This window comes from Pseudarthrobacter leeuwenhoeki (assembly GCF_055412885.1).
On the sequence record NZ_JBVAYY010000007.1, the window covers coordinates 106,683 to 130,735 of the forward strand.

Annotated in this window: 25 protein-coding genes; 17 read left to right on the top strand and 8 right to left on the bottom strand. The window is 67.4% G+C overall.

Annotated elements, in window-relative coordinates:
* Positions 1-68 precede the first annotated feature (68 nt).
* The 6 genes from ACZYX4_RS07865 to ACZYX4_RS07890 all read left to right on the top strand — a co-directional run bounded on the left by ACZYX4_RS07865 (position 69) and on the right by ACZYX4_RS07890 (position 7,083).
* On the top strand, positions 69-716 hold the full coding sequence (locus ACZYX4_RS07865) for an ArsR/SmtB family transcription factor (protein WP_463874947.1): 648 nt from the start codon (positions 69-71) through the stop codon (positions 714-716).
* A gap of 202 nt (positions 717-918) precedes the next feature.
* Positions 919-3,657: a type I DNA topoisomerase gene (topA, locus tag ACZYX4_RS07870; RefSeq protein WP_463874949.1), complete on the top strand. Its 2,739-nt coding sequence runs from the start codon at positions 919-921 to the stop codon at positions 3,655-3,657.
* A gap of 120 nt (positions 3,658-3,777) precedes the next feature.
* A complete protein-coding gene (locus ACZYX4_RS07875; RefSeq protein ID WP_463874951.1) occupies positions 3,778-4,227 on the top strand; it encodes an SseB family protein in 450 nt (149 codons plus the stop codon).
* 64 nt (positions 4,228-4,291) lie between these two features.
* A complete protein-coding gene (locus ACZYX4_RS07880) occupies positions 4,292-5,272 on the top strand; it encodes a Ppx/GppA phosphatase family protein (RefSeq protein WP_463874953.1) in 981 nt (326 codons plus the stop codon).
* 335 nt (positions 5,273-5,607) lie between these two features.
* Complete coding sequence (gene proC / locus ACZYX4_RS07885; protein WP_463874955.1) at positions 5,608-6,441, top strand: pyrroline-5-carboxylate reductase; 834 nt, start codon at positions 5,608-5,610, stop codon at positions 6,439-6,441.
* A 57-nt stretch (positions 6,442-6,498) separates the two neighbouring features.
* Positions 6,499-7,083: an HhH-GPD-type base excision DNA repair protein gene (locus tag ACZYX4_RS07890; RefSeq protein ID WP_463874957.1), complete on the top strand. Its 585-nt coding sequence runs from the start codon at positions 6,499-6,501 to the stop codon at positions 7,081-7,083.
* Positions 7,084-7,326: 243 nt separating this feature from the next.
* On the opposite strand, the gene ACZYX4_RS07895 is transcribed toward ACZYX4_RS07890, so the two are convergent.
* Positions 7,327-7,965: a potassium channel family protein gene (locus ACZYX4_RS07895; protein WP_463875076.1), complete on the bottom strand. Its 639-nt coding sequence runs from the start codon at positions 7,963-7,965 to the stop codon at positions 7,327-7,329.
* A gap of 40 nt (positions 7,966-8,005) precedes the next feature.
* On the bottom strand, positions 8,006-9,436 hold the full coding sequence (locus tag ACZYX4_RS07900; protein ID WP_463874959.1) for a TrkH family potassium uptake protein: 1,431 nt from the start codon (positions 9,434-9,436) through the stop codon (positions 8,006-8,008).
* 103 nt (positions 9,437-9,539) lie between these two features.
* Between ACZYX4_RS07900 and ACZYX4_RS07905 the strand changes: the two genes are divergently transcribed.
* The gene (locus ACZYX4_RS07905; RefSeq protein WP_463874961.1) at positions 9,540-10,763 is read left to right on the top strand and encodes an acetoin utilization protein AcuC; all 1,224 of its coding nucleotides are present in this window, start codon (positions 9,540-9,542) and stop codon (positions 10,761-10,763) included.
* Between the two features lie 42 nt (positions 10,764-10,805).
* Here ACZYX4_RS07905 and ACZYX4_RS07910 read toward each other — a convergent pair whose 3' ends face one another.
* Positions 10,806-11,318, bottom strand: coding sequence for a hypothetical protein (locus ACZYX4_RS07910; protein WP_463874963.1), 513 nt, complete (start codon positions 11,316-11,318; stop codon positions 10,806-10,808).
* 161 nt (positions 11,319-11,479) lie between these two features.
* Here ACZYX4_RS07910 and ACZYX4_RS07915 point away from each other — a divergent pair, with 161 nt between their 5' ends.
* Entirely contained in the window at positions 11,480-12,046 is a 567-nt protein-coding gene (locus ACZYX4_RS07915; protein ID WP_463874965.1) for an ArsR/SmtB family transcription factor, read from the top strand.
* Between the two features lie 149 nt (positions 12,047-12,195).
* Positions 12,196-13,533 carry an NADP-specific glutamate dehydrogenase gene (gene gdhA / locus ACZYX4_RS07920; protein ID WP_463874967.1) on the top strand — a complete coding sequence of 446 codons (1,338 nt, stop codon included), beginning with the start codon at positions 12,196-12,198 and terminating at the stop codon, positions 13,531-13,533.
* 131 nt (positions 13,534-13,664) lie between these two features.
* Here the strand turns inward: gdhA and ACZYX4_RS07925 are convergent, their stop codons facing one another.
* Complete coding sequence (locus tag ACZYX4_RS07925; protein WP_463874968.1) at positions 13,665-14,990, bottom strand: alpha-hydroxy acid oxidase; 1,326 nt, start codon at positions 14,988-14,990, stop codon at positions 13,665-13,667.
* A gap of 138 nt (positions 14,991-15,128) precedes the next feature.
* On the opposite strand from ACZYX4_RS07925, the gene ACZYX4_RS07930 reads away from it, so the two are divergent.
* The 4 genes from ACZYX4_RS07930 to ACZYX4_RS07945 all read left to right on the top strand — a co-directional run bounded on the left by ACZYX4_RS07930 (position 15,129) and on the right by ACZYX4_RS07945 (position 18,025).
* Positions 15,129-15,818, top strand: coding sequence for a FadR/GntR family transcriptional regulator (locus tag ACZYX4_RS07930; protein ID WP_463874969.1), 690 nt, complete (start codon positions 15,129-15,131; stop codon positions 15,816-15,818).
* Positions 15,819-16,141: 323 nt separating this feature from the next.
* Positions 16,142-17,254, top strand: a complete 1,113-nt coding sequence (locus tag ACZYX4_RS07935; protein ID WP_463874970.1) for a 3-deoxy-7-phosphoheptulonate synthase — start codon at positions 16,142-16,144, stop codon at positions 17,252-17,254.
* Between the two features lie 258 nt (positions 17,255-17,512).
* The gene (locus ACZYX4_RS07940; protein ID WP_463874971.1) at positions 17,513-17,725 is read left to right on the top strand and encodes a helix-turn-helix domain-containing protein; all 213 of its coding nucleotides are present in this window, start codon (positions 17,513-17,515) and stop codon (positions 17,723-17,725) included.
* A 201-nt stretch (positions 17,726-17,926) separates the two neighbouring features.
* Positions 17,927-18,025 (top strand): 30S ribosomal protein bS22, encoded by a 99-nt coding sequence (locus tag ACZYX4_RS07945; protein WP_003792170.1) that lies wholly within the window; start codon positions 17,927-17,929, stop codon positions 18,023-18,025.
* A 215-nt stretch (positions 18,026-18,240) separates the two neighbouring features.
* Here ACZYX4_RS07945 and ACZYX4_RS07950 read toward each other — a convergent pair whose 3' ends face one another.
* Positions 18,241-19,059 (bottom strand): HAD family hydrolase, encoded by an 819-nt coding sequence (locus ACZYX4_RS07950; RefSeq protein WP_463874972.1) that lies wholly within the window; start codon positions 19,057-19,059, stop codon positions 18,241-18,243.
* A gap of 112 nt (positions 19,060-19,171) precedes the next feature.
* Between ACZYX4_RS07950 and ACZYX4_RS07955 the strand changes: the two genes are divergently transcribed.
* Positions 19,172-19,432: a glutaredoxin family protein gene (locus ACZYX4_RS07955; RefSeq protein WP_463874973.1), complete on the top strand. Its 261-nt coding sequence runs from the start codon at positions 19,172-19,174 to the stop codon at positions 19,430-19,432.
* A 91-nt stretch (positions 19,433-19,523) separates the two neighbouring features.
* Positions 19,524-20,219 carry a redox-sensing transcriptional repressor Rex gene (locus tag ACZYX4_RS07960; RefSeq protein WP_463874974.1) on the top strand — a complete coding sequence of 232 codons (696 nt, stop codon included), beginning with the start codon at positions 19,524-19,526 and terminating at the stop codon, positions 20,217-20,219.
* A gap of 50 nt (positions 20,220-20,269) precedes the next feature.
* Here ACZYX4_RS07960 and ACZYX4_RS07965 read toward each other — a convergent pair whose 3' ends face one another.
* The 3 genes from ACZYX4_RS07965 to ACZYX4_RS07975 form a co-directional block, all read right to left on the bottom strand.
* Complete coding sequence (locus ACZYX4_RS07965; protein ID WP_463874975.1) at positions 20,270-21,040, bottom strand: hypothetical protein; 771 nt, start codon at positions 21,038-21,040, stop codon at positions 20,270-20,272.
* A 202-nt stretch (positions 21,041-21,242) separates the two neighbouring features.
* Positions 21,243-21,839 (bottom strand): hypothetical protein, encoded by a 597-nt coding sequence (locus ACZYX4_RS07970; protein WP_463874977.1) that lies wholly within the window; start codon positions 21,837-21,839, stop codon positions 21,243-21,245.
* A gap of 156 nt (positions 21,840-21,995) precedes the next feature.
* Entirely contained in the window at positions 21,996-22,544 is a 549-nt protein-coding gene (locus tag ACZYX4_RS07975; protein ID WP_463874979.1) for a YceI family protein, read from the bottom strand.
* A 210-nt stretch (positions 22,545-22,754) separates the two neighbouring features.
* Between ACZYX4_RS07975 and ACZYX4_RS07980 the strand changes: the two genes are divergently transcribed.
* Together ACZYX4_RS07980 and ACZYX4_RS07985 are read left to right on the top strand one after the other, a co-directional pair.
* On the top strand, positions 22,755-23,420 hold the full coding sequence (locus tag ACZYX4_RS07980; protein WP_463874980.1) for a histidine phosphatase family protein: 666 nt from the start codon (positions 22,755-22,757) through the stop codon (positions 23,418-23,420).
* Positions 23,421-23,422: 2 nt separating this feature from the next.
* On the top strand, positions 23,423-24,043 hold the full coding sequence (locus ACZYX4_RS07985) for a TlpA family protein disulfide reductase (protein WP_463874981.1): 621 nt from the start codon (positions 23,423-23,425) through the stop codon (positions 24,041-24,043).
* Positions 24,044-24,053: the final 10 nt, after the last annotated feature.

Genomic DNA, 24,053 nt, shown 5'->3' on the forward strand with positions numbered 1-24,053 from the left:
TACTCTGCGGCGGAATGCAGTGTCAAGCATTCCTTTCATAGTTTGGCGGTGCTCGGTAGACTGGTGGTGTGAATGCAGAAACCTCAATGGCGGAGTCACCGGTCCCACCGGCCACGAAACGCCGGCAGCGCCCGGAGAAGAACGTGGAGATCACGGACCCGAAGGCGATCCGGGCGCTGGCCCATGCTGCCCGCCTGGAAGTCATCTCCGAACTGTATTCCACCCAGGTGAGCCGGACGGCCACCGAACTTGCCGCACAGACCGGCCTCACCCCGAGCGCCATGAGCTACCACCTGCGCGCGCTGCAGAAGTGGGGCATCGTGGTGCCGGCCGCGACCGCCGGCGACGCGCGGGAGCGCCGCTGGAAGGCCGCGGGCACTGACTTCACCATCAACTCGGGCGGAGGGGTGGCGAGTCCCGAAATCGCCGTGCTGGACCTTGAACTGGCCGCCTACCGCCGGCGTGTCAGCGCCTACGCCAGGGCCCGGGACGAGCAGCGCCAGCGCGGCGAGGCCGTGGACGGGTCCTCCTCTGTGGTGCTGGCCAGCAACCTGCTCTATCTGACCCCGGACCAGGGGGCAGAGCTGAACAACCGGCTCTTCGAGTTGCTGCGGGACTACGAACTGGAGGACCCGGACCAGGTCCCCGAAGGGGCCGAGCGCATGGCGACGCTGTGGTCGTTGATCCCGGATGACCGCGGGAAGCCTCCGGCGTAGCCCTCCGGCAGCCCCGCCTGAGCGCGACGCCGGCCGCCCTGGCCGGCCCCGGCGGAGGACTGCCTGTCGGGGGTTCATTACATCCGGAAGTCGTGCCCGGGGGCCCTCCGTTTGGGGCTGGATGCGCGGTAATCCGCAAAATATGGTGAACTAGGCGGGTATGGGCGCATCTGCCCGAGCAACCTTTTTCTGTAGGAGCACCGTGCCAAGCAAGGCCAAAACCGGTAAGAAACTCGTGATTGTGGAGTCTCCCGCCAAGAGCAAGACCATCGCCAAGTACCTCGGCGAGGGCTTCATCGTTGAGGCCTCCATTGGTCACATCCGCGACCTCCCGCAGCCTTCGGAACTGCCGGCGGAGCTGAAGAAGACCTCGGTGGGCAAGTTCGCCGTCGACGTTGATAACGACTTCAAGCCGTACTACGTGGTGTCCCCGGACAAGAAGAAAAAGGTCGCCGAACTCAAGGCCCAACTCAAAGACGCTGACGCTCTTTATCTCGCAACCGATGGGGACCGCGAGGGCGAGGCCATCGCGTGGCACCTGCTGGAAGTGCTCAAGCCGAAGGTGCCGGTCTACCGGATGACCTTCGGTGAAATCACCAAGGAAGCCATCCACCGCGCCATGGAAAACCTGCGCGACGTCGACCAGGACCTTGTCGACGCGCAGGAAACCCGCCGCGTGCTGGACCGCCTCTACGGCTACGAGATCTCCCCGGTGCTGTGGCGCAAGGTGGCCCGAGGCCTCTCCGCCGGCCGCGTGCAGTCGGTCGTGACCCGCATGGTCGTGGACCGCGAGCGTGAGCGGATCGCCTTCAAATCGGCCTCCTACTGGGACCTGACCGGCCAGTTCGGCGCCGGGTCCGGCTCGTTCAAGGCCAAACTGGCCATGGTCGACGGCGCCAAGGTCGCCAGCGGCCGCGACTTCAACGACAACGGCGAGCTCACCTCCCGCAATGCCGTGCACCTCAACGAGGACCTTGCCACCTCCCTCGCCGCCGGCCTACAGGACGCCGATTTCCGCGTCCGCTCCGTCGACACCAAGCCGTACACCCGCCGCCCGGCCGCGCCGTTCACCACCTCGACGCTGCAGCAGGAGGCCGGCCGCAAGCTGCGCTTCTCCTCCAAGAGCACCATGCAGGTGGCCCAGCGGCTGTACGAAAACGGCTACATCACCTATATGCGTACGGACTCCTCCGCGCTGAGCAACGAGGCCGTCACGGCCGCGCGCCGCCAGGCCTCCGAGCTGTACGGCCCGGAATACGTCCCCGCATCCCCGCGCGTCTACAGCGGCAAGGCAGCGAACGCGCAGGAGGCGCACGAGGCCATCCGCCCCGCCGGTGACTCCTTCCGCACCCCGGCCCAGGTCGCCAAGCAGCTCTCCGGCGACGAATTCCGGCTCTACGAGCTGATCTGGAAGCGCACCGTCGCCTCGCAGATGGCCGACGCCAAGGGCTCCACCGCCACGATCCGCCTCGGCGCCGTGACTGTCGGTGCCCCGGGTGCAAGCCGCGACGCCGAGTTCTCGGCTTCCGGCACCGTCATCACCTTCCCGGGCTTCCTTGCCGCCTACGAGGAAGGCAAGGATGAAAGCCGCGGCGACGACGAGTCCGACGAAGCCCGCCGGCTGCCCAACGTGGCCAAGGACGATGCGCTGACCGCCTCGGAGATTGTCGCCGTCGGGCACGAGACGTCCCCGCCGCCGCGCTTCACCGAAGCGTCGCTGACCGCCGAGTTGGAAAAGAAGGGCATCGGCCGCCCGTCGACCTACGCCTCCACCATCTCCACCATCCAGGACCGCGGCTACGTCCGGAAGCAGGGCTCCGCGCTGGTCCCGAGCTGGATCGCGTTCTCCGTGATCCGGCTGCTCGAACAGCACTTCCACGACTACGTGGACTACGAGTTCACGGCCGACATGGAAGCGGACCTGGACAAGATCGCCAACGGCCAGGCCCAGGGGCCCGCCTGGCTCAAGCACTTCTACTTCGGCGCGGATTCCAAGCCCGGGCTGTTGAGCATCGTCAACAACCTCGGTGAGATCGACGCCCGCGAAATCAACTCCATTCCGATCACCGAGGGCATCACGTTGCGGGTCGGGAAGTTCGGCCCGTACCTGGAAAGCTCCATCCCCACGGTCGATCCGAAGACCGGCGAAGTGGTGGAGGCCGCCCGCGCCAACGTCCCCGAGGACCTGGCCCCGGATGAGCTCACCGCGGCCAAGGCGGTCGAACTGATGGAAACCGCAGCCCCCGAGGAACGGGTGCTCGGCGCGGACCCGCACACCGGGCACACCGTCGTCGCCAAGAACGGCCGCTACGGCGCCTACGTTACCGAGGTCATCCCGGAGATGACCGAGGAGCAGCTGGCCAACCAGCCCGTTGAGTACTACAAGAACGGCAAGCCCAAGCCGCCGAAGAAGCCGGTGAAGGCCAAACCCCGCACCGGATCGCTGTTCGCCTCGATGAGCGTGGACAGCATCACCCTGGACGAGGCCCTGCAGCTGATGAGCCTGCCCCGGGTGCTCGGCCAGGACGCCGAAGGCAACCCGATCACGGTGCAGAACGGCCGCTTTGGCCCGTACCTGAAGAAGGGCACGGACTCCCGGTCCATCGGCTCGGAAGAGGAAATCTTCACGATCACGCTGGAGCAGGCCCTGGAGATCTACTCCCAGCCCAAGCAGCGCGGCGCCCGCGCCGCCGTCCCGCCGCTGGCCGAATTCGGCCCGGACCCGGTCTCGGAGAAGAACATCGTGGTGAAGGAAGGCCGCTTCGGCCCGTACATCACCGACGGCGTCACCAACATCACCGTGCCGCGCTCGACCGCGGTGGAGGAGCTCACCCGGGAACAGGCCGTGGAACTCCTCGCGGAGAAGCGCGCCAAGGGCCCGGTCAAGCGCACGACGACGGCCCGCAAGGCCCCGGCACGCAAGGCGGCCGCGAAGAAGTAGCCCAGCCACACCGAAGTCGCCGGAAGCGTGCGGGTTCGCCGGAGGGAGTTTCCGGCGACTTCGCAGGTTTCCGGCGATCTCGCGTTTGCGGACCCGGGCGCAACGTGGTCGAGTAGAGACATGACTGAACAGCCCGATCACCTGGACCTCCAGCCGCTGAACGACCTCGAAATGCAGCTTGCCCGGGGGGAGGAGCCCGACGCCAACCCCGTGGACGTCATCCTCGCTTTCCTCAACAACGAGGTCTACATTGTCAGCTCCGACGTGCTCGACGGCGCCGATGCCCAGGTCGAGCCGCTGGTTCTGGCCAACTCCGCCGGGAATCCTGTGCTGGCCGTGTTCTCCCACCCGAGCCGCGTGACCGAGCAGTACCTGGCGGCCGCCCCGAACGTGCTCGGCACCCAGGGCGCCGCGATCCTGGGCAACCTCGGCGACGATCTCGGCATGGTCATCAACCCCGGCGCAGCCTTCGGCTTCGAAATCGATCCGGAAGGCGTGGCGAACATCCGCCGCGACTTCAAGCCCGCCGACGAGCCCGAAGACGCCTCCAGTACGGACGGCCAGGCCTGAGCCGATTATCGGGGCGCGGCCGGTCCGTTAGGCGGGGCGCGTGCCCGGGGGCAATAATGGCACTATGCGTCTAGGCGTCCTCGATATTGGTTCAAACACCGTCCACCTCCTGCTCGTTGACGCCCACCCCGGTGCGCGCCCCGTGCCGTTCGCCTCGCACAAGCGCCCGCTCTCCCTCGTGCAGTTCCTCGAGAGCGACGGCAGCATCAACGACGCCGGCCAGCATGAGCTCATCGAGTTCGTCCTTGAAGCGTGGGAATTCGCGGCCAAGCACAAGGCCGAAGACCTGCTGGCTTTCTGTACTTCCGCCATCCGCGAGGCCACCAACGGCCCTGCCGTGCTGGCCCGCGTCAAGCATGAGACCACCGTGACGCTGCGGGAACTGACCGGCAGCGAAGAGGCCTCGATGACATTCTTCGCGGTCCGCCGCTGGTACGGCTGGGGTGCCGGGCCCATCCTGGACCTGGACATCGGCGGTGGCTCCTTCGAGATGGCCTACGGGGAGGACGAACTCCCCGAACTTGCGACGTCCGTCCCGCTCGGAGCCAGCCGGCTCACCCGGGACTGGCTGCAGGAGGACCCGCCCTCGGCGAAGAGCGTGAAGGAACTCCGGCGCTATATCCGGACCACGCTCAAGCCCGTGGTGCGCGATTTCGCGAAGCTCGGCAAGGCAAATCACGTCACGGGCACCTCCAAGACCTTCCGCTCGCTGGCCCGGATCGCCGGGGCAGCGCCCAGCGGCGCGGGCCCCTACGTCAAGCGGGAACTCTTCGCCACAGACCTGGGCCTGTGGGCGCAGCGGATCTCGGCCATGGAGGTGGAGGACCGGCTGAACCTCCCCGGTGTCTCAGAAGCCCGCGCCCCCCAGCTCCTGGCAGGGGCCCTGGTGGCGGAAGCGGCCCTGGAAATGTTCGAGTTTCCGAGCATGGAGATCTGCCCCTGGGCACTCCGCGAAGGCCTGATCCTGCGCCGGCTGGATCAGCTGGTCATCGAGGGGCCGTTGGACCCCGCGCCCCACGTGACCCAGGCCGGCCACCCCGCGTAGCCGCAGTCACCCGCTGAGGAGGCGCCGGACGCAAAAAAATCCCCGTCATCCGGCATCCGGTGACGCCCGTGGCACTTCGGGGACCTCATAAATGTGACGGGCGGGGGAGCCGGCCGGGGTGGGCTGTGCGTTAACGGCGAAGGCACCGGCCGTCCGCTGCGGGAAAATGGGGGAAACCCGCTGCGGACCACCGGTGCCGGGCAGACATCCGCATGCCTGCCGCATCACTCGCACCCTCAATGAGGTACCCACCACGTTAGCCGCGGAGATTGTGAAGAGGCTGACCTTCGGGTGGGAGCTGGCTGGGAATCGGGCCGGACTGCAATGATGGGGGCATGAGCAACCGAATCGCATTCCTGGGCTGTGGATCAATGAACGAGGCCATCCTTGTCGGTCTGATCGCCGGCGGCGCCGACCCGGCGGACATCGTCGCCACGGTCCGGCGCACCGAACGCGCCGACGAACTGGCCAAACGGCATCACGGCATCACGGCCATCGCCGGCGAGGAAGAGCCGGAGAACAACAAACAGGCGGCCACCGGCTCCCGTGTCGTGATCCTGGGCGTCAAACCCGTGGGCATCGCGGACCTGGCCCGGGAGATCGGCGATTCGCTGGCACCGGACACGATCGTCATTTCCGTCGCCGCCGCCGTATCAGTGGAGCAGCTGGAAGCGGCGCTGCCGGCCGGCCAGCCCGTGATCCGGAGCATGCCGAACACCCCGGCGCAGCTGGGCCGTGGCGTCATTTCGGTGTCGCCGGGCACGCACTGTTCCCCGGCGCAGCTCCAGCTGGCCAAGGACCTGCTGGCAGCCGCCGGCACCGTCGTGGAAATCCCCGAAGACCAGGTCAACGCCCTGTCCGCGATCAGCGGCTCGGGCCCGGCCTACGCGTTTTACCTGGCCGAAGCGATGGCGGACGCCGGCGTCGAACTGGGACTGGACCGTGAGTTGTCGCTGCTGATTGCCCGTGAAACCGTCGCCGGGGCGGGCTTTATGCTGGCTGAGCCGGGTGCGGACCCGGCGGCGCTGCGCAAGGCTGTCACCAGCCCCAACGGCACCACCGAACGCGCCATCGCCACCTTTGACGCGCGCGGCCTGCCCGCGATCATCGCTGACGGCGCCCGAGCCGCCGCCGCCCGGGCAGCGGAGATCACCAAACAGCTTGATTAGCGGCAGACGCAGGCGCAACCCATGACGCAGACCGGACCGGGTGGCAGGATGGGACCCATGGAACTGCACATCACAGGGGATCCCGCGGCGGACAAACTGCTCAGCGACGACGCGTTTGCACTGCTCACCGGCATGCTGCTTGACCAACAGGTGACCATGGAATCGGCTTTTGCCGGTCCCAAAAAAATCCGGACGCGCATCGGTTCCATGGATCCGGCCGCGATCGCCGGCTACGATCCGCAAAAGTTTGTCGAGATGTTCAAAGAGCGCCCGGCCGTCCACCGGTTCCCCGGATCAATGGCCGGCCGCGTCCAATCCCTTGCTGAGACGGTGCACAACGACTGGAACGGGGACGCTACTGCCATCTGGACACAGGGTGACCCCGACGGGCAGGAGGTGCTGCGCCGGCTCAAGGCCTTGCCGGGATTTGGCGAGCAAAAAGCGATGATCTTTCTGGCGCTGCTGGGAAAGCGGTGCGGCCTCCAGGCTGAAGGCTGGCGCGAGGCCGCCGGCCATTATGGTCAGGAGGACGCCTTCCTGTCCGTCGCTGACATTGTGGATCCGGAGTCGCTGAGTAAGGTGCGGGCCAGCAAGCAGGCGGCCAAGGCCGCTGCGAAGGCGGCGAAGACCGCCAGGCCCTGAAAGTGCGGTTGCTGAGGGCCCCGGACATCACCGCTTCCACCTCGCGGAGACGACCAGTCCAAAGGCGACGCGCAATCCGTCTTATGACGCGCAAAAGCCCTGGCGCTGCCGTATTCCGGCAGCGCCAGGGCTTTCGCGCGTCGCCAGGCGGAATCCGCCGCGCGGGGGTCCGTGCCAGGCGCAAGGGGGACTGCTCCGCGATGTCGATGTGCGTCGGTCGTCCCGAACGGGGCCGTAGAGCCGCTACGGCCGGGCGGCGAACCGCTCCAGCAGGTCCACGTGCCCGGAAACAATGAGCATGTCCCGTGCGGACACCTTCGTCTCCGGCCGGGCGTACGTGAAGTCCTCGCCCGGGGACTTCACGCCCACGATCGTGACCCCGTACTTGGCGCGGACCTTGGATTCTTCGAGGGTGAAGCCCACGGTTTCGCGCGGCGGATACATCTTGACGATCGCGAAGTCGTCGTCGAACTCGATGAAGTCCAGCATGCGGCCGGAGACCAGGTGCGCGGCGCGGACACCGGCGTCAGCCTCCGGGTAGATCACGTGGTTGGCGCCGATCCGGGTCAGGATCTTGCCGTGCGAAGGAGTGATGGCCTTGACCCAGAGGTGCTCGATGCCGAGGTCGACGAGGTTCACGGTGATCAGCACCGAGGATTCGATCGAGGTGCCCACCCCCACGACGGCGGAGCTGAACTCCTGAGCGCCGAGCTGGCGGAGCGCATCGATGTTGGTGGCGTCCGCCTCGACGACGTGCGTCAGGGCACCGGACCACTTCTGTACCAGGTTCCGGTCGCGTTCGATGGCCAGCACCTCGCGGCCCTGCTTGACCAGCTGTTCTGCGGTGGAGGAACCGAAACGGCCCAGCCCGATCACCAGCACGGGGGCGTTGTGGGCGGGGCGGTTGACGGCGCCTGAGGAACTAGCCAATGATTGGTCTCTCTTCCGGGTAGTGGTACAGCTGGCTGCGCTGGCGCAGGGCCAGGGCGGCGGCGAGGGTGACGGTCCCGACGCGCCCGGCGAACATCAGGGCAGTGAGGACGTAGACCCCCGACGGTGGCAGCTCGGCACTGAGGTTTGTGCTGAGCCCCACCGTGGCGAAGGCGGAAATCGTTTCAAAGAGCACCCGGTCCAGGGACGCGCCGCTGATGTGAAGCAGCACCATGGCCGACACGGCGACCAGCGATGCGCCGGCGACGATGACCGAGATGGCCACCCGCATGGTTCCCTCCGGGATGGTGCGGCCGTAGACCTTCACATCGGAGTCACCGCGGGCCTCGGCGGCGATCGCCAGGAACATCACGGCGATGGTGGTCACCTTGATGCCGCCCGCCGTCGACGCCGAACCTCCACCGGCGAACATGAGGGCGTCGGTGAGGAGCATGGTGGTGGAGTCCATCTGGTTCTGGTCCACGAGGTTGAAGCCGCCGGAGCGGGTCATCACGGAGGCGAAGAGCGAGTGGATGACCTTGTCCCCCACGTTCATGCCGCCGATGGTCCGCAGGTTCTCCCACTCCATCAGCCCCCACAGCAGGGTCCCGGACGCCAGCAGGATCAGCGAGACCTGGATGGTCAGCTTGGTGTGCAGGTTCCATTTCTTCCAGTTCAGGCCGTTCTGCTGCAGCACCATCACCACGGGGAAGCCCAGGCTGCCGAGGAAGACGCCGAGCATCAGGGGGACGAGGATCCATAAATCTGTCTCGTACGGGACGATGCCGTCCGAGTGCGGGGTGAACCCGGCGTTGTTGAACGCGGAAATCGCGTAGAACACCCCGTGCCAGACGGACTGGCCGAAGCTTTCGCCCAGCATCAGGAACCGGGGGATCAGCGCCAGCGCCAGGGTGGCTTCGATGACCACCGAGGTGACGATGACGATCCGCAGCAGGGTGCCCACTTCACCGAGGCGGCCGGCGTTCATGGCCTCCTGGGCGATCAGTTTGCCGCGGACACCCAGCTTCTTGCTCACCATGAGGGCCAGCAGCGAGGCCAGGGTCAGGGTGCCCAGGCCGCCCACGAAGATGCCGACCAGGATGACGAGCTGGCCGAAGAAGGACCAGTGCACCGCCGTGGACACCACGGTCAGGCCCGTCACGCAGACGGCGGAGACGGCAGTGAACATGGCCTGGTGCAGCGGGGTGGGGTCGCCCGTCGCGGAGGACGCCGGAAGGGAGAGCAGGGTGGTGAAAACCAGGATCACCAGCCCGAACGCGGTCAGGGCCAGACGGGCCGGCGTCGTGTTGGCGATGTTGTCGACAAAGTCGCGGACGCGTGTGAAGATCCACAGGCCTTCCCGCTCCGGAGTGCCGGGGTGCCAGTTTGCCGGGCTCTGGGACCTCGACTGGCTCTGCGTCATGTGTGGCTTATCCTCGCTTGAAACTGCTTCCTTCAGTAGTAAACCACTAAACCCCCCGCAATATCTGGGGAAAGGCGGCCCACGCTCAGGTAGCCTGTGATTGATGACATACCTCCCGGGGCTCTCCAAGACCGCACTGCCAACGACGGTGGTGTGGGATCCTTCCATGACCGCCTATAACTTTGGCCACAGCCACCCGATGGCCCCGGAACGGATGGAGCTCACGGCCAAGCTGGCCGGAAGCCTTGGTCTGCTCGATTTGGACCACGTCACGGTGGCGGCCCCGGCCGTCGCCAGCGACTCGGAGCTCGCCACCGTCCACAGCCCCGAGTTCGTCGCCGCGGTGCGGCGCGTGAGCGCGGATCCCGGAACCCCGGACCTGGAACGAGGCCTCGGCACCGAGGATATCCCGGCCTTCGCCGGCATGCATGAGGCCAGTGCCCGGCTCGCCGGCGGCTCCCTCCTCGCCGCCGACGCCATCCTGGACGGCAGCGCTGTCCGGGCGGTGAACTTCGGCGGGGGCATGCACCACGCGGCCCGCGAGCGCGCGAGCGGTTTCTGTATCTACAACGACGCGGCCCTCGCCATCCAGCGGTTGCTCGACGGCGGCATGCAGCGCGTGGTGTACATCGACATCGACGCCCACCACGGCGACGGAACCCAGAGCATCTTCTGGGACGACCCGCGGGTGCTGACGATCTCCCTGCACGAGACGGGGCTGACCTTGTTCCCGGGCACCGGCTACGCCAACGAGATCGGCGGGCCCAACGCAGAGGGCAGCGCCGTCAACGTGGCCCTGCCGGCCGGCACCGGGGACGGCGGATGGCTCCGCGCCTTCCACGCCGTGGTGCCGCAGCTTGTGGGCGCCTTCGCGCCCGAGGTCATCGTGAGCCAGCACGGCTGCGACTCCCACCGCCTGGACCCGCTCACCCACCTCAACATCAGCGTCGACGGCCAGCGGGAGGCCGCCACCGCGATCGGCAACCTCGCGGCCCGCTACTGCGAGGACCGCTGGATCTCCACCGGCGGAGGGGGCTACAACGTCGTTACCGTGGTGCCGCGGGCCTGGAGCCACCTGATCGCGATCGCTGCCGGGCGACCCGTCCCGCTGAGCACTCCAGTGCCGGAGGACTGGCGCAGCTACGTGAAGGAAAAGTACGGGGACAAGTACGGAGTGCCGGCGCCGGACATGATGGGCGACGGCGTCGATCTCTGGTGGCGCTCCTGGGAAGTCGGCTTCGACCCGAACGACGAAGTGGACCGGACGGTCATGGCCACCCGCAAGGAGATCTTCCCTCTCTACGGACTGGACCCCTGGTTCGACTAGGCGCCTGTACGGGATGGTCCCTGGCCCGGCAGCCGGTTCCGGCTAAGCGGCTGCAGTAGGCTGCGGGCTGGGCTTCTCGGTCTGGAACACCACCCCGGCTGCGCCGATGATCCAGCCCAGCAGCGAAAGCGAGAACGCGCCGATCAGGTCGGTGGAGGCGGTGCCTTTCACCAGCCACACACCGAGCACCAGCAGCCCGATCACGAGGTACACCAGCAACGCCGCGATGACCCGGCCGGAGAGCTTTGTGGTGAACGGTCCGGACTCGAAGACGCCAGCCCGGGCCCGGGTGGCAGCCTCCGCGTTGCCGTTCTGTTCCTCCCGCCGGACCTCGGCCATGGTGAACCCCAGTGCGGAGGCGGTCAGTGAACTCAGCGAGGTGGACAGCACCCCGGCAGCGCAGACGACGGCGCCGTTCAGCCTGGGCGGGGTTCCCGGGACCTCCGGGACGAACACCCAGACCTGGAGGAGCACGTTGCCCCAGACGATCACGAACAGGGCCAGGAACACGGCAGCGATGATGTTGAACAGCTGTTTCCGGAAGAAATCCCCCATGGTGGTCCACTCCTCTGCGTCGGTAGGCTGCGGCCTCACCTGCCGGAAAGGCGGTGCGTCCGTTCTAGCACCGCGTCCGGGACGGGGCAATGCCCGGCGGCTACAGCCGGGCCCCGCAGTTAGTGATGCCATCCGGCGTATATGTCGCTAGGGTGGAGGGCATGGTGACAGACGACGTATTTGCCGTCATTGCTGAGGCAACCCGGCGTGACATTCTGGTATCCCTCCGCAAGGGGGACAAGGCAGTGGGGGAGCTGGTCCAGGAGCTTGAGGCCAGCCAGCCCACTATCTCCAAGCATCTGAAAGTACTCCGCGAGGCGGACCTGGTGAGTATGCGCGCCCAGGGCCAGAAGCGCTACTACACGCTCAACCCCAAGCCGCTGGCCGGGATTGCCAGCTGGCTGGAGACGTTCGACGTCGGGCCTGCCGCCGCACCGGAACCGTTGCCGGCGCAGGCAGCGGAACCCCGGCGCCAAACCGTCCCCGACTCCCTCGCCGCAGCACCGGCAGCCACTGCGCCCGCAGCACCAGCTGCCGCGGCGTCGCAGCCTGCCGCGGCGCCCGCCGGACGGCCCGCCGGAGGCCCGCTGAGCCCCGCCGTCGTTCTCCCGGTAGGAACGGCAGGAGAGGACAAAATGCCGCAGCAGATCGGCCGTACCGTCGGCAGGGCCGCCACCCGGGCCGCCGACCTCCTCGCCAGCCTGCCGAAGTTCGGCCGCAAGAAGTAGCCCGTTCCGGGTGTGTTCTGCGCCACTGCGCTTTAGTCACATGGGACGCCCGCCGGTGCCCGAATAGAAATCCCCTCCCGTCCGGTGCAACCATGGAACGGCTTGCTTATTGCGCCCAACGTGGGGCGCCCAGGGTTTAGGGAGTTGCAATGGACGCACGGCTTGAAACTATCCGGGACACGGTGCTGGCACGGAATCCCGGCGAAGAGGAATTCCACCAGGCAGTCACCGAGGTCTTCGAAAGCCTCGGCCCGGTCCATGACCGCCACCCCCAGTTCCTCGAAGGCGCCGTCCTCGAACGGCTCTGCGAGCCCGAACGGCAGATCATCTTCCGGGTCCCCTGGGTCGACGACGCCGGCCACTTTCAGATCAACCGCGGCTTCCGGGTGGAATTCAACTCGGCGCTGGGACCCTTCAAGGGAGGCCTGCGGTTCCACCCCTCGGTGAACCTGGGCATTGTGAAGTTCCTCGGGTTCGAACAGATCTTCAAGAATGCCCTGACCGGCATGCCCATCGGCGGCGGCAAGGGCGGCTCCGACTTCGACCCCCGCGGACGCTCGGACGCCGAGGTCATGCGCTTCTGCCAGTCCTTCATGACCGAGCTGTACCGCCACATCGGCGAGTACACGGATGTCCCGGCCGGTGACATCGGCGTCGGTGGCCGCGAAATCGGCTACCTCTTCGGGCAGTACAAGCGGATCACCAACCGTTACGAATCCGGCGTCCTCACCGGCAAGGGCATGTCCTGGGGCGGCTCGCTGGTGCGGCCCGAGGCCACCGGCTACGGCACCGTCATCTTCGCCGAGGAGATGCTCAAGACCCGCGGCCAGTCCTTCGACGGCCAGCGCGTTGTGGTCTCCGGCTCCGGCAACGTCGCCATCAACGCGATCGCCAAGGCCCAGTCCCTTGGCGCCACCGTCGTGGCCTGCTCGGACTCCTCCGGCTACATCGTGGACGAGGCCGGGATTGACGTCGCGCTGCTGCGCCAGATCAAGGAGGTCGAGCGCGGACGGCTCAAGGACTACGAGGCCCGGCGCTCCGCCGTCGACTACGTGGACGGTGGCTCCGTCTGGGACCTCGACGCGACCGTCGCGCTGCCGTGCGCCACGCAGAACGAGCTCGACGGCGACGCCGCCGCCCGGCTGGTGCGCAACGGACTGCTCGCGGTGGCGGAGGGTGCCAACATGCCCTCGACCCGTGAAGCCGTCGCGGTCTTCCAGGACGCCGGCATCCTGTTCGGCCCGGGCAAGGCCGCCAACGCCGGAGGCGTGGCCACGTCCGCGCTGGAAATGCAGCAGAACGCCAGCCGCGACTCCTGGTCCTTCGCGCACACCGAGTCACGGCTCACCGAAATCATGGTCGGAATCCACGACCGCTGCGCGGCAACCGCGGACGAATATGGGGATCCGGGGAACTACGTGCTGGGCGCGAACATTGGCGGATTCGTGAAGGTGGCCGACGCGATGCTCGCCCAGGGACTCATCTAGGACCGGCCTTCCGCCCTGCCGGGCAACCCCCGGGCAGCCCCCCGGACAACAGTGGCGGCCGTGTTCATGAAGAACACGGCCGCCACTGTTGTGTCCGCGGGGAATGTCCGTGGCGGATACCGGGAGCGCGGCTACCTGGAGAGCAGCCGCACGTGGTCCGGGGTCAGCTCCGAGATCCGGCTGACACCCAGCAGGGCCATGGTGCGGAGCATGTCCTTTTCCAGGATCTCGATGGCCCGGTCCACGCCGGCCCGCCCGCCGGCCATCAGGCCGTAGAGGTAGGCGCGGCCGATCATCGTGAAGTCGGCGCCCAGGGCCAGTGCGGCGATGATGTCCGCCCCGCTCATGATGCCGGTGTCCAGGATGATCGCCGCGTCGCTGTTGTCTGCCTTGAGCGCCGCCTTGACGTCCGGGAGCAGGTGGAACGGGATCGGGGCGCGGTCCAGCTGGCGTCCGCCATGGTTGGACAGCACCACACCGTCGGCCCCGTGGTCCACCACCCGGCGGGCGTCCTCGACGGTCTGGATGCCCTTGACCACGAGTTTGCCCTTCCAGGTTTCGCGCAGCCAGTCGAGGTCCTCGAACGTCAGGGTGGGGTCGAACATCGAGTTGATCAGGTCCGCGACGGTTCCGGTGTAGCGGGACAGCGACGCGAAGGTCAGCGGCTCATGGGTGAGGAAGTTGAACCACCAGGCCGGCCGGTAGGAGGCGTCCAGTACGGTCTTGATGGTCAGCGCCGGGGGGATGGTCATGCCGTTGCGGACGTCCCGGAGCCGGGCCCCGGCGACGGCGGTGTCCACGGTGACCATCAGGGTGTCGTTGCCGGCCCTGGCGGCACGCTCGATCAGCTCCAGCGAGCGGTCGCGGTCGGTCCACAGGTAGAGCTGGAACCAGTTCCGGCCGTCCGGTGCGGCGGCGGCCACGTCCTCGATGGAGGCCGTGCCCATGGTGGAGAGCGTGTAGGGGATGCCGGCGGCCGCAGCTGCCTGGGAACCGGCGTACTCGCCTTCGGACTGCATCATCCGGGTGAAGCCGGTGGGCGCGATGCCGACCGGCAGCCGGGACGTCTTGCCCAGGATGTCGGTGCTCAAGTCCACTTTGGAGACGTTGCGAAGGATGCCGGGCCGGAACTCGATGTCCAGGAACGCCTCGCGGGCGCGGCGCAGGGTGATCTCCGCTTCGGCCGCGCCGTCGGTGTAGTCGAACGGCGCCTGCGGGGTGCGGCGCTTGGCCTGGTCGCGGAGGTCCCAGATGGTGCTGGCACCCCGCAGCCTGGCGGCGCGGCTGAACTCGGGCTTCTTGAACTGCATCAGCGGGGCGAGGTCCGAGTACTTGGGGACGCGGCGCGTCAGGGCCGGAATTTTCCCCGGGGCGGCTGCGGCGGAGCGGGTGCCCGCAACGGTGTCTTCGGGCTGGGTGGGCGCCTCGGGGTTGCCGGGCTCGATGGTCTGCGTCATAGCTGCCTCCGGGCAGGTCTCGTGTTCCTGGATGTCGGGGTCCCCGCCGGCCCAAAAACCTGAAACCCAGCCACCGGGGAAGTGTGGTCCAACCACAGTCTAAGCGTGTGGTCCAACCACATCAAGTAGGATGGGCCCATGCGTACCCACCAGCTTGTCCTGCAGTGGATCGAGGGCCAGCTCTCCAGCGGCCAGCTGGCCCTGGGCGGACGGCTTCCGGCCGAACGGTCGCTCGCCGAGCAGCTCAAGGTCTCCCGCACCTCCGTCCGCGAGGCCATCCGCGTCCTGGAGGCCATGGGTGTGCTCCGGGCCGGGGTGGGGTCGGGCCCGGAATCAGGGACCGTCGTCATCGCCGACCCGACGGCGGCGCTGGGCTCGGCGCTGCGGCTGCACGTCGCCACCTCGCACCTGCCCGTCAGGGACATCGTGGAGACGCGCGTGCTGCTCGAATCCTGGGCCGCATCCCGGGCGCGCCCGGAGTCGCCGGCGCTGGCCGAGGCGGCCCGGCTGCTGGAGCAAATGGAGAGCTGCGCCGACACGGAGGCGTTTCTCGCCCTGGATGTCCGCTTCCACCTGGCCCTGGCGGATGCCGCGGGCAACGCCGTCGTCAGCGCCATGATGGGCTCGCTCCGGGAAGCCATTCAGGACTATGCCGGACGGCTGACCGGAAACGTCCCGGACTGGGCCTCCACCGCGGCGCGGCTCCGGGCCGAACACCGGGGCATCCTGGCGGCCATCGCCGGCCACGAGGGCGGCCGCGCGGCGCAGCTGGTGGCGGACCACATCGAGGGCTACTACGCGGAAGCCGGGCTGGGTTCCGGGACCTGATCCGCCCCTGCGGCCGCCTTATCCGCCGGCCGTTCCTCTCGCCAAGGCTGGGCTGTTCCTCTCGCCAAGGCTGGGCTGTTCCTCTCGCCAAGATTGGAATGTTACGTCCCGGATTTTGCCGGGAAGACCATCGCCGGGCTATCGTCACACCATGACAAACCGTTGGTATGCGTATTTTTCGTTGGCTCTGGAGGGGCCCGCGTCTAGCTGACACGCATCCAACCTTCCTTCAGAGCCAACAGGGCAGAGATCATTCTCTGCCCTTCGCCATTTCCCGGCGGGTTCTGATCAGGGCCCGCTCCGCACCCCGGAACAGGACCCCCATGAGCATCGAAGCAACCCCCGAATCCCAGCAGTCCACGTCCAACCTGCGCATCAGCGAGTTCACCCCGCTGCCCACCCCGCAGGAAATCATCGCGGACCTGCCGCTGGACACCCGCCTGGCCGATGTCGTGGCCCGGGGCCGGGACGAGGTCCGCGCCATCATGGACGGCGTCGATGACCGCCTGCTCGTCATTGTGGGCCCCTGCTCCATCCACGATCCCAAGGCCGGCCTCGAATACGCCCGCCGGCTGGTCAGCCAGGCCGAGAAGCACAAAGAGGACCTGCTGATCGTGATGCGGGCCTACTTCGAGAAGCCCCGCACGACGGTGGGCTGGAAGGGTTTGATCAACGATCCCCGGCTCGACGGAAGCCACGACATCGCCGCCGGGCTGCGCGCCGCGCGGCGCTTCCTGCAGCAGGTCACCGCACTCGGACTGCCGGCCGGCACGGAGTTCCTGGAACCCATCAGCCCGCAGTACGTGGCGGACCTCGTCTCCTGGGGCGCCATCGGTGCCCGCACCACCGAAAGCCAGATCCACCGCCAGCTGGCGTCCGGACTGTCCATGCCGATCGGTTTCAAGAACGGGACCGACGGCGACCTGCAGGTCGCGCTCGACGCGTGCAGTGCCGCCGGGGCAGCCCAGGCGTTCCTCGGCATTGACGGCGAGGGCCGGGCCGCACTGGTCTCCACCGCCGGCAACCCCGACACGCACATCATCCTGCGTGGCGGACGCAAGGGACCCAACTACTCCGCCCCCGACGTGGAGACCACCACCGCCAGGCTGGCGGCCACACAGCTCAACCCGCGGCTGATCGTTGACGCGAGCCACGCCAACAGCGGCAAGAACCACCACCGGCAGGCCGAGGTCGCGCTCGAAATCGGCGCGCAGCTGGAGAGCGGCGGTACCTCGGCAGGTGCCATCGCCGGTGTCATGCTGGAGAGCTTCCTCGTCGGCGGGGCGCAGAACCTCGACGTCGCCGAGCACGCCGCCGGAACCGATGAGCTGGTCTACGGCCGGAGCGTGACGGACGCCTGCATGGACTGGGATGCCACGGCCTCGGTCCTGGCGCAGCTGGCAGCCTCCGCACGCGTCCGCCGGACCCGGGGCTAGGCGGGCGGGGCGGCGCGCCGGCCGGGCAGCGCGCCGGCCGGGCAGTGCGGCGGTCGGGCAGTGCGGCGGTCGGGCAGTGCGGCTGTCGGGCAGTGCGGCGGAAATTCCTGGCCGGGGATGGAGATTCCCGCAACCCTTTCACATCGTCACCATCAGCCCCTAGAGTATCTAGCACATGGTTGTTTGATGGCTCAGCATCGGCACACCGCCATGTCGTTCAGATGGGGCTGCCGTTCGCTTGAGCAAAGGAATAGGGAAATGTCTTCGGAGGCTCACTTCTCCAATGCGCGCTTCTTGACCGTGGCTGAAGTTGCGGATGTGATGCGCGTATCCAGGATGACCGTGTACCGGCTGGTTCACTCCGGCGAGCTGCCGGCGGTCCGTTTCGGCCGCTCCTACCGGGTGCCGGAAACCGCCGTCGAACAGTACGTTAAAGGTGCTGTGGTCGACGGGCATACAGAAACAGCCTGACGTTCCGCCGTCTTGTGCGGCCGGAATGAGGATCCGCGGGCGCCGGAGGGTGTCTGCGGTCGTGGTGTGCCCCCGATAGGCGGTACCCTGTTAAGGAACGTTTTACGTCATTGTAAGAACCTGTCAGTTGTACAGTCTGCTGCTTAGCCCGCGGACCCTTTCCAACAGGCAGGTACTGCATCTAGCCGGTAAGGAACTTTCGTGGGTTCAGTTATTAAGAAGCGTCGCAAGCGTATGGCCAAGAAGAAGCACCGCAAGCTGCTTCGCAAGACGCGCCACCAGCGTCGCAATAAGAAGTAGAGATACTTCGCATCAGGTGAATGCCCGTTGCCTCACGGCGGCGGGCATTTTCTGTGGCCTTTCCGCGCCTGGTTCAAACGGGCGACGCGCCTTCGGGCCAGCGACGCGCTTTCAGACGGGCGACGCGGGTTGGCGCGGGCGCTACGCGGATCCGCGTAGCGCTGAGCCGGACGCGCAGCGCCCGCCCGGAAGCGTAGCGGAAAAGCGGTGCGGGGTCAGACTGTGGGGCCGCGGAAGCGGGAGAACCCCCGCCAGAGGCCGTAGATGGCCCCTCCGACGGTCGCGGCCTTGAGCCCCAGGGTGGCTGCGCGGCGTCCGGCGCGGAAGTCGTAGACCGGCCAGTTGTTGTCGCGGGCATGGCGGCGGAGCCCGGAGTCGGGGTTAATGGCCACGGGGTGTCCCACCATGCTCAGCATCGGGATGTCGTTGCGCGAATCGCTGTACGCCCAGCACCGGGCCAGGTCCAGCCCCTCGGCCTCGGCCATCGCCTGGACGGCCACCGCCTTGGCGGGGCCGTGCAGGATCTCCCCGACCAGCCGGCCGGTGTACGAACCGTCAAGGATCTCGCCCACCGTGCCGAGCGCGCCGGTGAGGCCCAGCCTGGTGGAGATCACCGTGGCCACCTCGACCGGCGTCGCCGTCACCAGCCAGACCCTGCGGCCCACCCGGAGGTGCTGCTCGGCCAGCGCCTTGGCCCCCGGCCAGATCCGGGATTCGATCATTTCGTCATAAACCTCTTGGCCGAGGACGTTGATGTCCTCAACGGTGAAGCCGGCGGCCAGTCCCAGGGCGGTTTCGCGGACGGCATGGACGTCAGCGATCTTCTCCCCACGCAGCACAAACATAAGCTGCTTCCAGGCAATCCCGAGCGCCTGGGGGATCGTGAAAGCCCCGCGCTGGTGCATCTTGCGGGCCACATGGAACAGGCTGGCCCCCCGCATGAGGGTGTTGTCGACGTCGAAGAACGCGGCCTCGCCGTGCTGCGGTGCTGCAACGGGGTTGGTGACCACAACGGCGTACTTCTCTTCGGACATGCCACGAGTCTAGTCACCGCCGGGGCCGGTTCCCGTCGCGCGGACCGCGGCGGCGGCGCCGGACGTGTCGGGCGCGTCGACGCGGGAGCGGCGGCCGGGCTACCGTGGAGCCATGCCAAGCCCCGACGTCGTCCTGATCACCAAAGCTGACTGCCACCTGTGCTCGGCGGCGCGCGCCGCCGTCGACCGCGTCACCCGGGGCCTTGGGATCGGCTGGCGTGAGCAGTCGATAGATGACGACGCCGACCTGCGGGAACGTTTTGCGGAGGAGATCCCCGTGGTGCTGGTGGACGGCGTCCAGCGGGACTTCTGGAAGATCGACGAAGCCCGGCTGGAGCGGACGCTGCGGCAGGCACTGGGCCGGCAGGCCTGAGGCGCGGGGAGCCGTGGGGGACGGCTGCTTTGTTCGCTGAACCGCGGGGGCTCTAGAGTGGAAGTCACAACGCGACTCAATGGAGCTGATAGTGACATCGCTGGATTCTTCCCCTGAGGCGATGCCCGGGGGAGCAGGGGCTGCCGCCAAGCAGATTCCGCCCGCGGCCGTGGCCCGGCTGACCATTTATCTGCGCGCCCTCACCACCCTGCTTGCCGAAGGCATTGACCGGGTCTCGTCCGAATCCCTGGCCGAGGCCTCCGGGGTCAGCTCGTCCACCCTCCGCAAAGACCTGTCCTATGTCGGCTCCTACGGGACCCGCGGCGTCGGCTACGACGTCCAGTACCTCAACCGGCATATCGCCGCGGCGCTGGGCCTGACGCGCGACTGGAAGGTCGCCATCGTCGGTGCCGGTAACCTCGGCAAGGCGCTGGCCCGGTACGGCGGATTCGAATCCCAGGGCTTCGACATTGTGGCGATCTTCGATGCGGACCAGATGGTGGTGGGCAGCGAGGTGGGCTGGCTGCGTGTCAGCGACGCTGCCGATCTCGAACCGGTACTGCAGCGGACCGGCACCAACATGGTGGTGCTGGCACTGCCGGCCGCCGTGGCGCAGGACGTCTGCGACCGGGTCATTGCCGCCGGTGTGCGGAGCATCCTCAGCTTCGCCCCGGTGATGCTGCAGGTGCCGCCCGGGGTCAACCTGCGCAAGGTGGATATGGCCACCGAACTCCAGATCCTCGCCTATCACGCACAAAGGGCGCAGGATCCGGAGGATGCCGACTAACAACAGTCGGCCCGTCCGGCTCCCGCGCCCGCCGCGCCGGTGCCTGCGGCTTAGTACGGTCCGCCCGGCTGCCCGTAGGGGTTGGCGAACGGCTGCCGCTTGGCGAAGTACGGCGACGTGGCCGGCAGGTACAGCATCACGATGCCGGCGATACCGAGCGGGACCGCCAGCGTGGCGAGGCTCAGCGGGAACATGCTGAAGATCGACAGGGCGGCGAAGACCGTTCCCAGGATCCGTGCCCAGTTCTTGCCCTTGCGCACATTCAGGGCGACGAGGGCGTAGAGTCCGGCGCTGATCACGGCGAACACCACGATGCTCCCGACGATGACGGGCCGGATGTCTTCATAGCGGATGTCCCCGCCGCTGGGGGCCATCGATTCCTCGAACATGGTCCGCATTTCCGGGGAATCCAGGGCTCCGAGGGCCATCAGGATTGAGATGATCCATGCCGCGCCGGACGCGACGATTAGCCAGAAGGCCGTGTTGACGAGCTTGGGCATCCCGGACGTCGGCTGCGGCTGATCGGAGGGGGACTGGGCGTAAGGGGACTGGCCGTACCCGGGCTGTCCGTACTGCGGAGCCTGCTGGTTGTACTGCGGCTGCCCGTACTGCGGCGCCTGCGGGGCGTTCTGTCCGTATTGCGGCTGCCCGTACTGCGGAGCCTGCGGGGCGTTCTGTCCGTACTGCGGAGCCTGCTGCCCGTACGGCGGCGCGGATGGGGCCTGTCCGTACTGGGGTGCATTCTGGCCGTAGCGGGGGGCCGGCTGTTCGCCCGGCTCGGGGGAGTCCGGTTGCGACGGCGGGACTGGCGGGATGCTCATGGGCGTTCCTTTGTATGGCGGTCTGATTCGCATACCGGAAACAGCTTCCTGCCCTGCCCCCAGCATGGTTTACATCCACCGTACCGCGGGCCGGCGCCCGCGCGGATCATTCCCGAGAGGTATTCTCGCCGCGTGCTTGGGCGCCGGTCAAGGGCCGGTGCCGCAGGGAGCCGAGGGTGCCCGGAAGCTGCATAAGCGCAGGTCAGATGCGGCCACGGAGCGAGGCGAACCACGACTGGGAGTTGGGCAGCCACATCAGCACTGTGGCCACCAGGCTGATGGCGAAGCTCGGCCAGTCGCCTGATCCACGGCCGTCGGCCGCGCTGGTGTTGAGGATGGCAAGCAGCAGGGAAATGCCGGCGATGATCGTGAGGGCGAACCGGGCCCACTCGCGGCCTTCCTTCATCTTCATGGCCAGGATGACCTGTGCCCCCGAAAGGGCCAGTGCCACCAGCACCAGCAGGAGCACGAGGAATCCCAGGCCCGGAGCGACGGCCAGGAGCACGAACGCCTTGAAGAGGCCGATGACGCCGCCCAGCAGGCCCAGGAATCCGGTGATGAGCCAGATCCAATAGGCGACTTTGAGCTCGATGGGCAGCCAGCTGACCGTGAATATGCCGGAGGACCCGCCGTGGGGCATAACGTCGCTGAAGTTCCGGGGCCGGTCCGAGGGCAGCTCAAAGCGGAATCTGCCAAGCCTGTGGCCCGAAAGCCGGCCCGGCAGCCGGCTCAAGGGCTGCTTCCCGGGCGGTGGGTTGCCCGGCTGGTGCGGCTGAGGGACCTCATGGGGGTTGCTCATGGCTCTCACTGTAGACCGCGAATGTGCCGGTATCGAAGGAACTTCGGCATGTTGCGGAGCATGTCGGGGCGCCTCCGGTGGATGCCCTTCCGCGCACCGCGGGACGCGACTTTCCGGCCTGGTCCCCGGGGACCAGGCCGGTCAAGCGTTGACTGGCTAGGCTGCGGGAGCGATGAAGGCCAGTTCGAGGTTGACGGCAACCTTGTCGCTGACCAGCACGCCGCCGGCTTCGAGGACTGCGTTCCAGGTCAGGCCGAAGTCCTTGCGGCTGATCGTGGTCTCGGCGGACAGGCCGGCGCGGGTCATGCCGAACGGGTCCACTGCAACGCCGTTGAACTCGGTCTCCAGGGCCACCGGGCGGGTGACACCCTTGATGGTCAGCTCGCCCTGGAGCTCGTAGCGCTCACCCTTGGGGACGATGCTGTGGGAGACAAAGGAGATTTCCGGGAACTTCTCGACGTTGAAGAAGTCTTCGCCACGGACGTGGCCGTCACGGTTGGTGTCGCCGGAGTCGAAGCTCGCGGTCTTGATCGTGGCGCTGACCTTGGAGTCGGCCACGTTCTCGGCGAGGTCCAGGGTGGCCTCCGCATCCTTGAACTGGCCGCGGACCTTGCTGATGCCCGCGTGGCGGACGGTGAAGCCGATCTCGCTGTGCGAGTTGTCGAGGGTCCAGGTGCCGGTGGTGACGTTAGCGGGAAGTGTCATGGTGGTGCTCCTTGATCGGGTGGTTCGTGCGGATGGTCTGATCGTCCGTTGACGCCCCATTGGTTGAAGCCTCAACTAACTGCTCCATCCAGTATAAACATGCATTTGCATCTTTTATTCCAACTCCGGGGAACATTTCTGAAAACTCGTCAGTTCTACTTCGTGTAGAAGATTTCGTCATTGCCCCTGCCCTTTGAGAAACTGGTACACATGCCCCAAGCCACTGTTCATTTGCTCCGCCACGGCGAGGTCCACAATCCCGATGGCGTCCTGTACGGCAGGCTGCCCGAGTTCCATCTCTCCGAGCTCGGCCAGGAGATGGCACGGACCCTTGCGGAGCACTTCAGGGCGAGGTCCGCGCAGGGGGCGAACATCGTCCACCTCGTCGCCTCACCGCTGACCCGCGCGCAGGAGACGGCGCTGCCCATCTCCGAGGCGCTCAACCTCGCGGTCACCACCGAGGGCCGGATCATCGAGGCCGCCAACTACTTCGAGGGCATCCACGTCAACAAGGCCGAGATCTTCAGGCCCAAGCACTGGCCCATGCTGCGCAACCCGTTCCGGCCTTCCTGGGGCGAGCCCTACAAGGACCAGGCCGCCCGCGTCATCGCCGCAGTGCAGGAGGCCCGGCTGCGCGCCATCGAGCTCGGCGGCGAGGACGCCGAGGCCATCCTCGTCAGCCACCAGCTGCCCATCTGGGCCACCCGGCTCAGCGCCGAGGGCAAACCGCTGTGGCATGATCCGCGCAAACGCGAATGCACCCTCACCTCGGTCACCTCCCTGGTGTTCGACGACGCCGGGAACCTCCTGCGCGTTGAGTACAGCGAGCCTGCTGCCGCCCTTCTCCCCGGTGCCTCCAGCACCCCCGGAGCCTGAGCATGACCGGAAACAATGCCAAGGCCTCCCCGATGTCCCGCCGCAGCGTCCTGACGGCGGGCGGTGCCGCCCTCGCCGTCGTGCTGGGTCTGTCCGGCTGCGCCCAGGAGGATGCGCTGGCGCAGCAGGCCAAGGCCGGCGACAACAAGAACTACGTGGCCGGCGACGGGTCGGTGACGGAATTCGCCGTAACGGACCGCAAGAGCGCCATTGCCATCAAAGGCACGCTTTTTGACGGCACCGCGGTGACGGCCGAGGCTTTCCAGGGCCAGGTGACCGTGCTCAACTTCTGGTTCGCGGCGTGCGCGCCCTGCCGGGTGGAGGCGCCCTCACTGGAGGCCCTGCACCAGGAGTTCAAGAGCCAGGGTGTGCAGTTCTTCGGGGTCAACCTCCGCGACGAGAAGGCCACGGCGGAAGCGTTCGACAAGACCTTCAACCTGACCTACCCGAGCTTCAACGACAAGGACGGCGCCGTGCTGCTGGCCGTTTCCGGGCTGGTTCCCCCAGGGGCCGTGCCCACCACGCTCGTGCTCGACAAGCAGGGACGCGTGGCCTCCCGTGTCCTCGGCGAAATCCAAAAGGGCACCCTCAAGTCCCTCATTGCCGCTGCCGTGGCCGAGTAGCGGACGGGCC

What these genes read in the sequence shown, in the direction of transcription:
- ACZYX4_RS07875 (WP_463874951.1), top strand. Translation starts at nt 3,778, where the DNA reads ATGACTGAACAGCCCGATCACCTGGACCTCCAGCCGCTGAACGACCTC.
- ACZYX4_RS07880 (WP_463874953.1), top strand. Translation starts at nt 4,292, where the DNA reads ATGCGTCTAGGCGTCCTCGATATTGGTTCAAACACCGTCCACCTCCTG.
- proC (WP_463874955.1), top strand. Translation starts at nt 5,608, where the DNA reads ATGAGCAACCGAATCGCATTCCTGGGCTGTGGATCAATGAACGAGGCC.
- ACZYX4_RS07890 (WP_463874957.1), top strand. Translation starts at nt 6,499, where the DNA reads ATGGAACTGCACATCACAGGGGATCCCGCGGCGGACAAACTGCTCAGC.
- ACZYX4_RS07900 (WP_463874959.1), bottom strand. Translation starts at nt 9,436, where the DNA reads ATGACGCAGAGCCAGTCGAGGTCCCAGAGCCCGGCAAACTGGCACCCC.
- ACZYX4_RS07905 (WP_463874961.1), top strand. Translation starts at nt 9,540, where the DNA reads ATGACATACCTCCCGGGGCTCTCCAAGACCGCACTGCCAACGACGGTG.
- ACZYX4_RS07910 (WP_463874963.1), bottom strand. Translation starts at nt 11,318, where the DNA reads ATGGGGGATTTCTTCCGGAAACAGCTGTTCAACATCATCGCTGCCGTG.
- ACZYX4_RS07915 (WP_463874965.1), top strand. Translation starts at nt 11,480, where the DNA reads ATGGTGACAGACGACGTATTTGCCGTCATTGCTGAGGCAACCCGGCGT.
- gdhA (WP_463874967.1), top strand. Translation starts at nt 12,196, where the DNA reads ATGGACGCACGGCTTGAAACTATCCGGGACACGGTGCTGGCACGGAAT.
- ACZYX4_RS07925 (WP_463874968.1), bottom strand. Translation starts at nt 14,990, where the DNA reads ATGACGCAGACCATCGAGCCCGGCAACCCCGAGGCGCCCACCCAGCCC.
- ACZYX4_RS07930 (WP_463874969.1), top strand. Translation starts at nt 15,129, where the DNA reads ATGCGTACCCACCAGCTTGTCCTGCAGTGGATCGAGGGCCAGCTCTCC.
- ACZYX4_RS07935 (WP_463874970.1), top strand. Translation starts at nt 16,142, where the DNA reads ATGAGCATCGAAGCAACCCCCGAATCCCAGCAGTCCACGTCCAACCTG.
- ACZYX4_RS07940 (WP_463874971.1), top strand. Translation starts at nt 17,513, where the DNA reads ATGTCTTCGGAGGCTCACTTCTCCAATGCGCGCTTCTTGACCGTGGCT.
- ACZYX4_RS07950 (WP_463874972.1), bottom strand. Translation starts at nt 19,059, where the DNA reads ATGTCCGAAGAGAAGTACGCCGTTGTGGTCACCAACCCCGTTGCAGCA.
- ACZYX4_RS07955 (WP_463874973.1), top strand. Translation starts at nt 19,172, where the DNA reads ATGCCAAGCCCCGACGTCGTCCTGATCACCAAAGCTGACTGCCACCTG.
- ACZYX4_RS07965 (WP_463874975.1), bottom strand. Translation starts at nt 21,040, where the DNA reads ATGAGCATCCCGCCAGTCCCGCCGTCGCAACCGGACTCCCCCGAGCCG.
- ACZYX4_RS07970 (WP_463874977.1), bottom strand. Translation starts at nt 21,839, where the DNA reads ATGAGCAACCCCCATGAGGTCCCTCAGCCGCACCAGCCGGGCAACCCA.
- ACZYX4_RS07975 (WP_463874979.1), bottom strand. Translation starts at nt 22,544, where the DNA reads ATGACACTTCCCGCTAACGTCACCACCGGCACCTGGACCCTCGACAAC.
- ACZYX4_RS07980 (WP_463874980.1), top strand. Translation starts at nt 22,755, where the DNA reads ATGCCCCAAGCCACTGTTCATTTGCTCCGCCACGGCGAGGTCCACAAT.
- ACZYX4_RS07985 (WP_463874981.1), top strand. Translation starts at nt 23,423, where the DNA reads ATGACCGGAAACAATGCCAAGGCCTCCCCGATGTCCCGCCGCAGCGTC.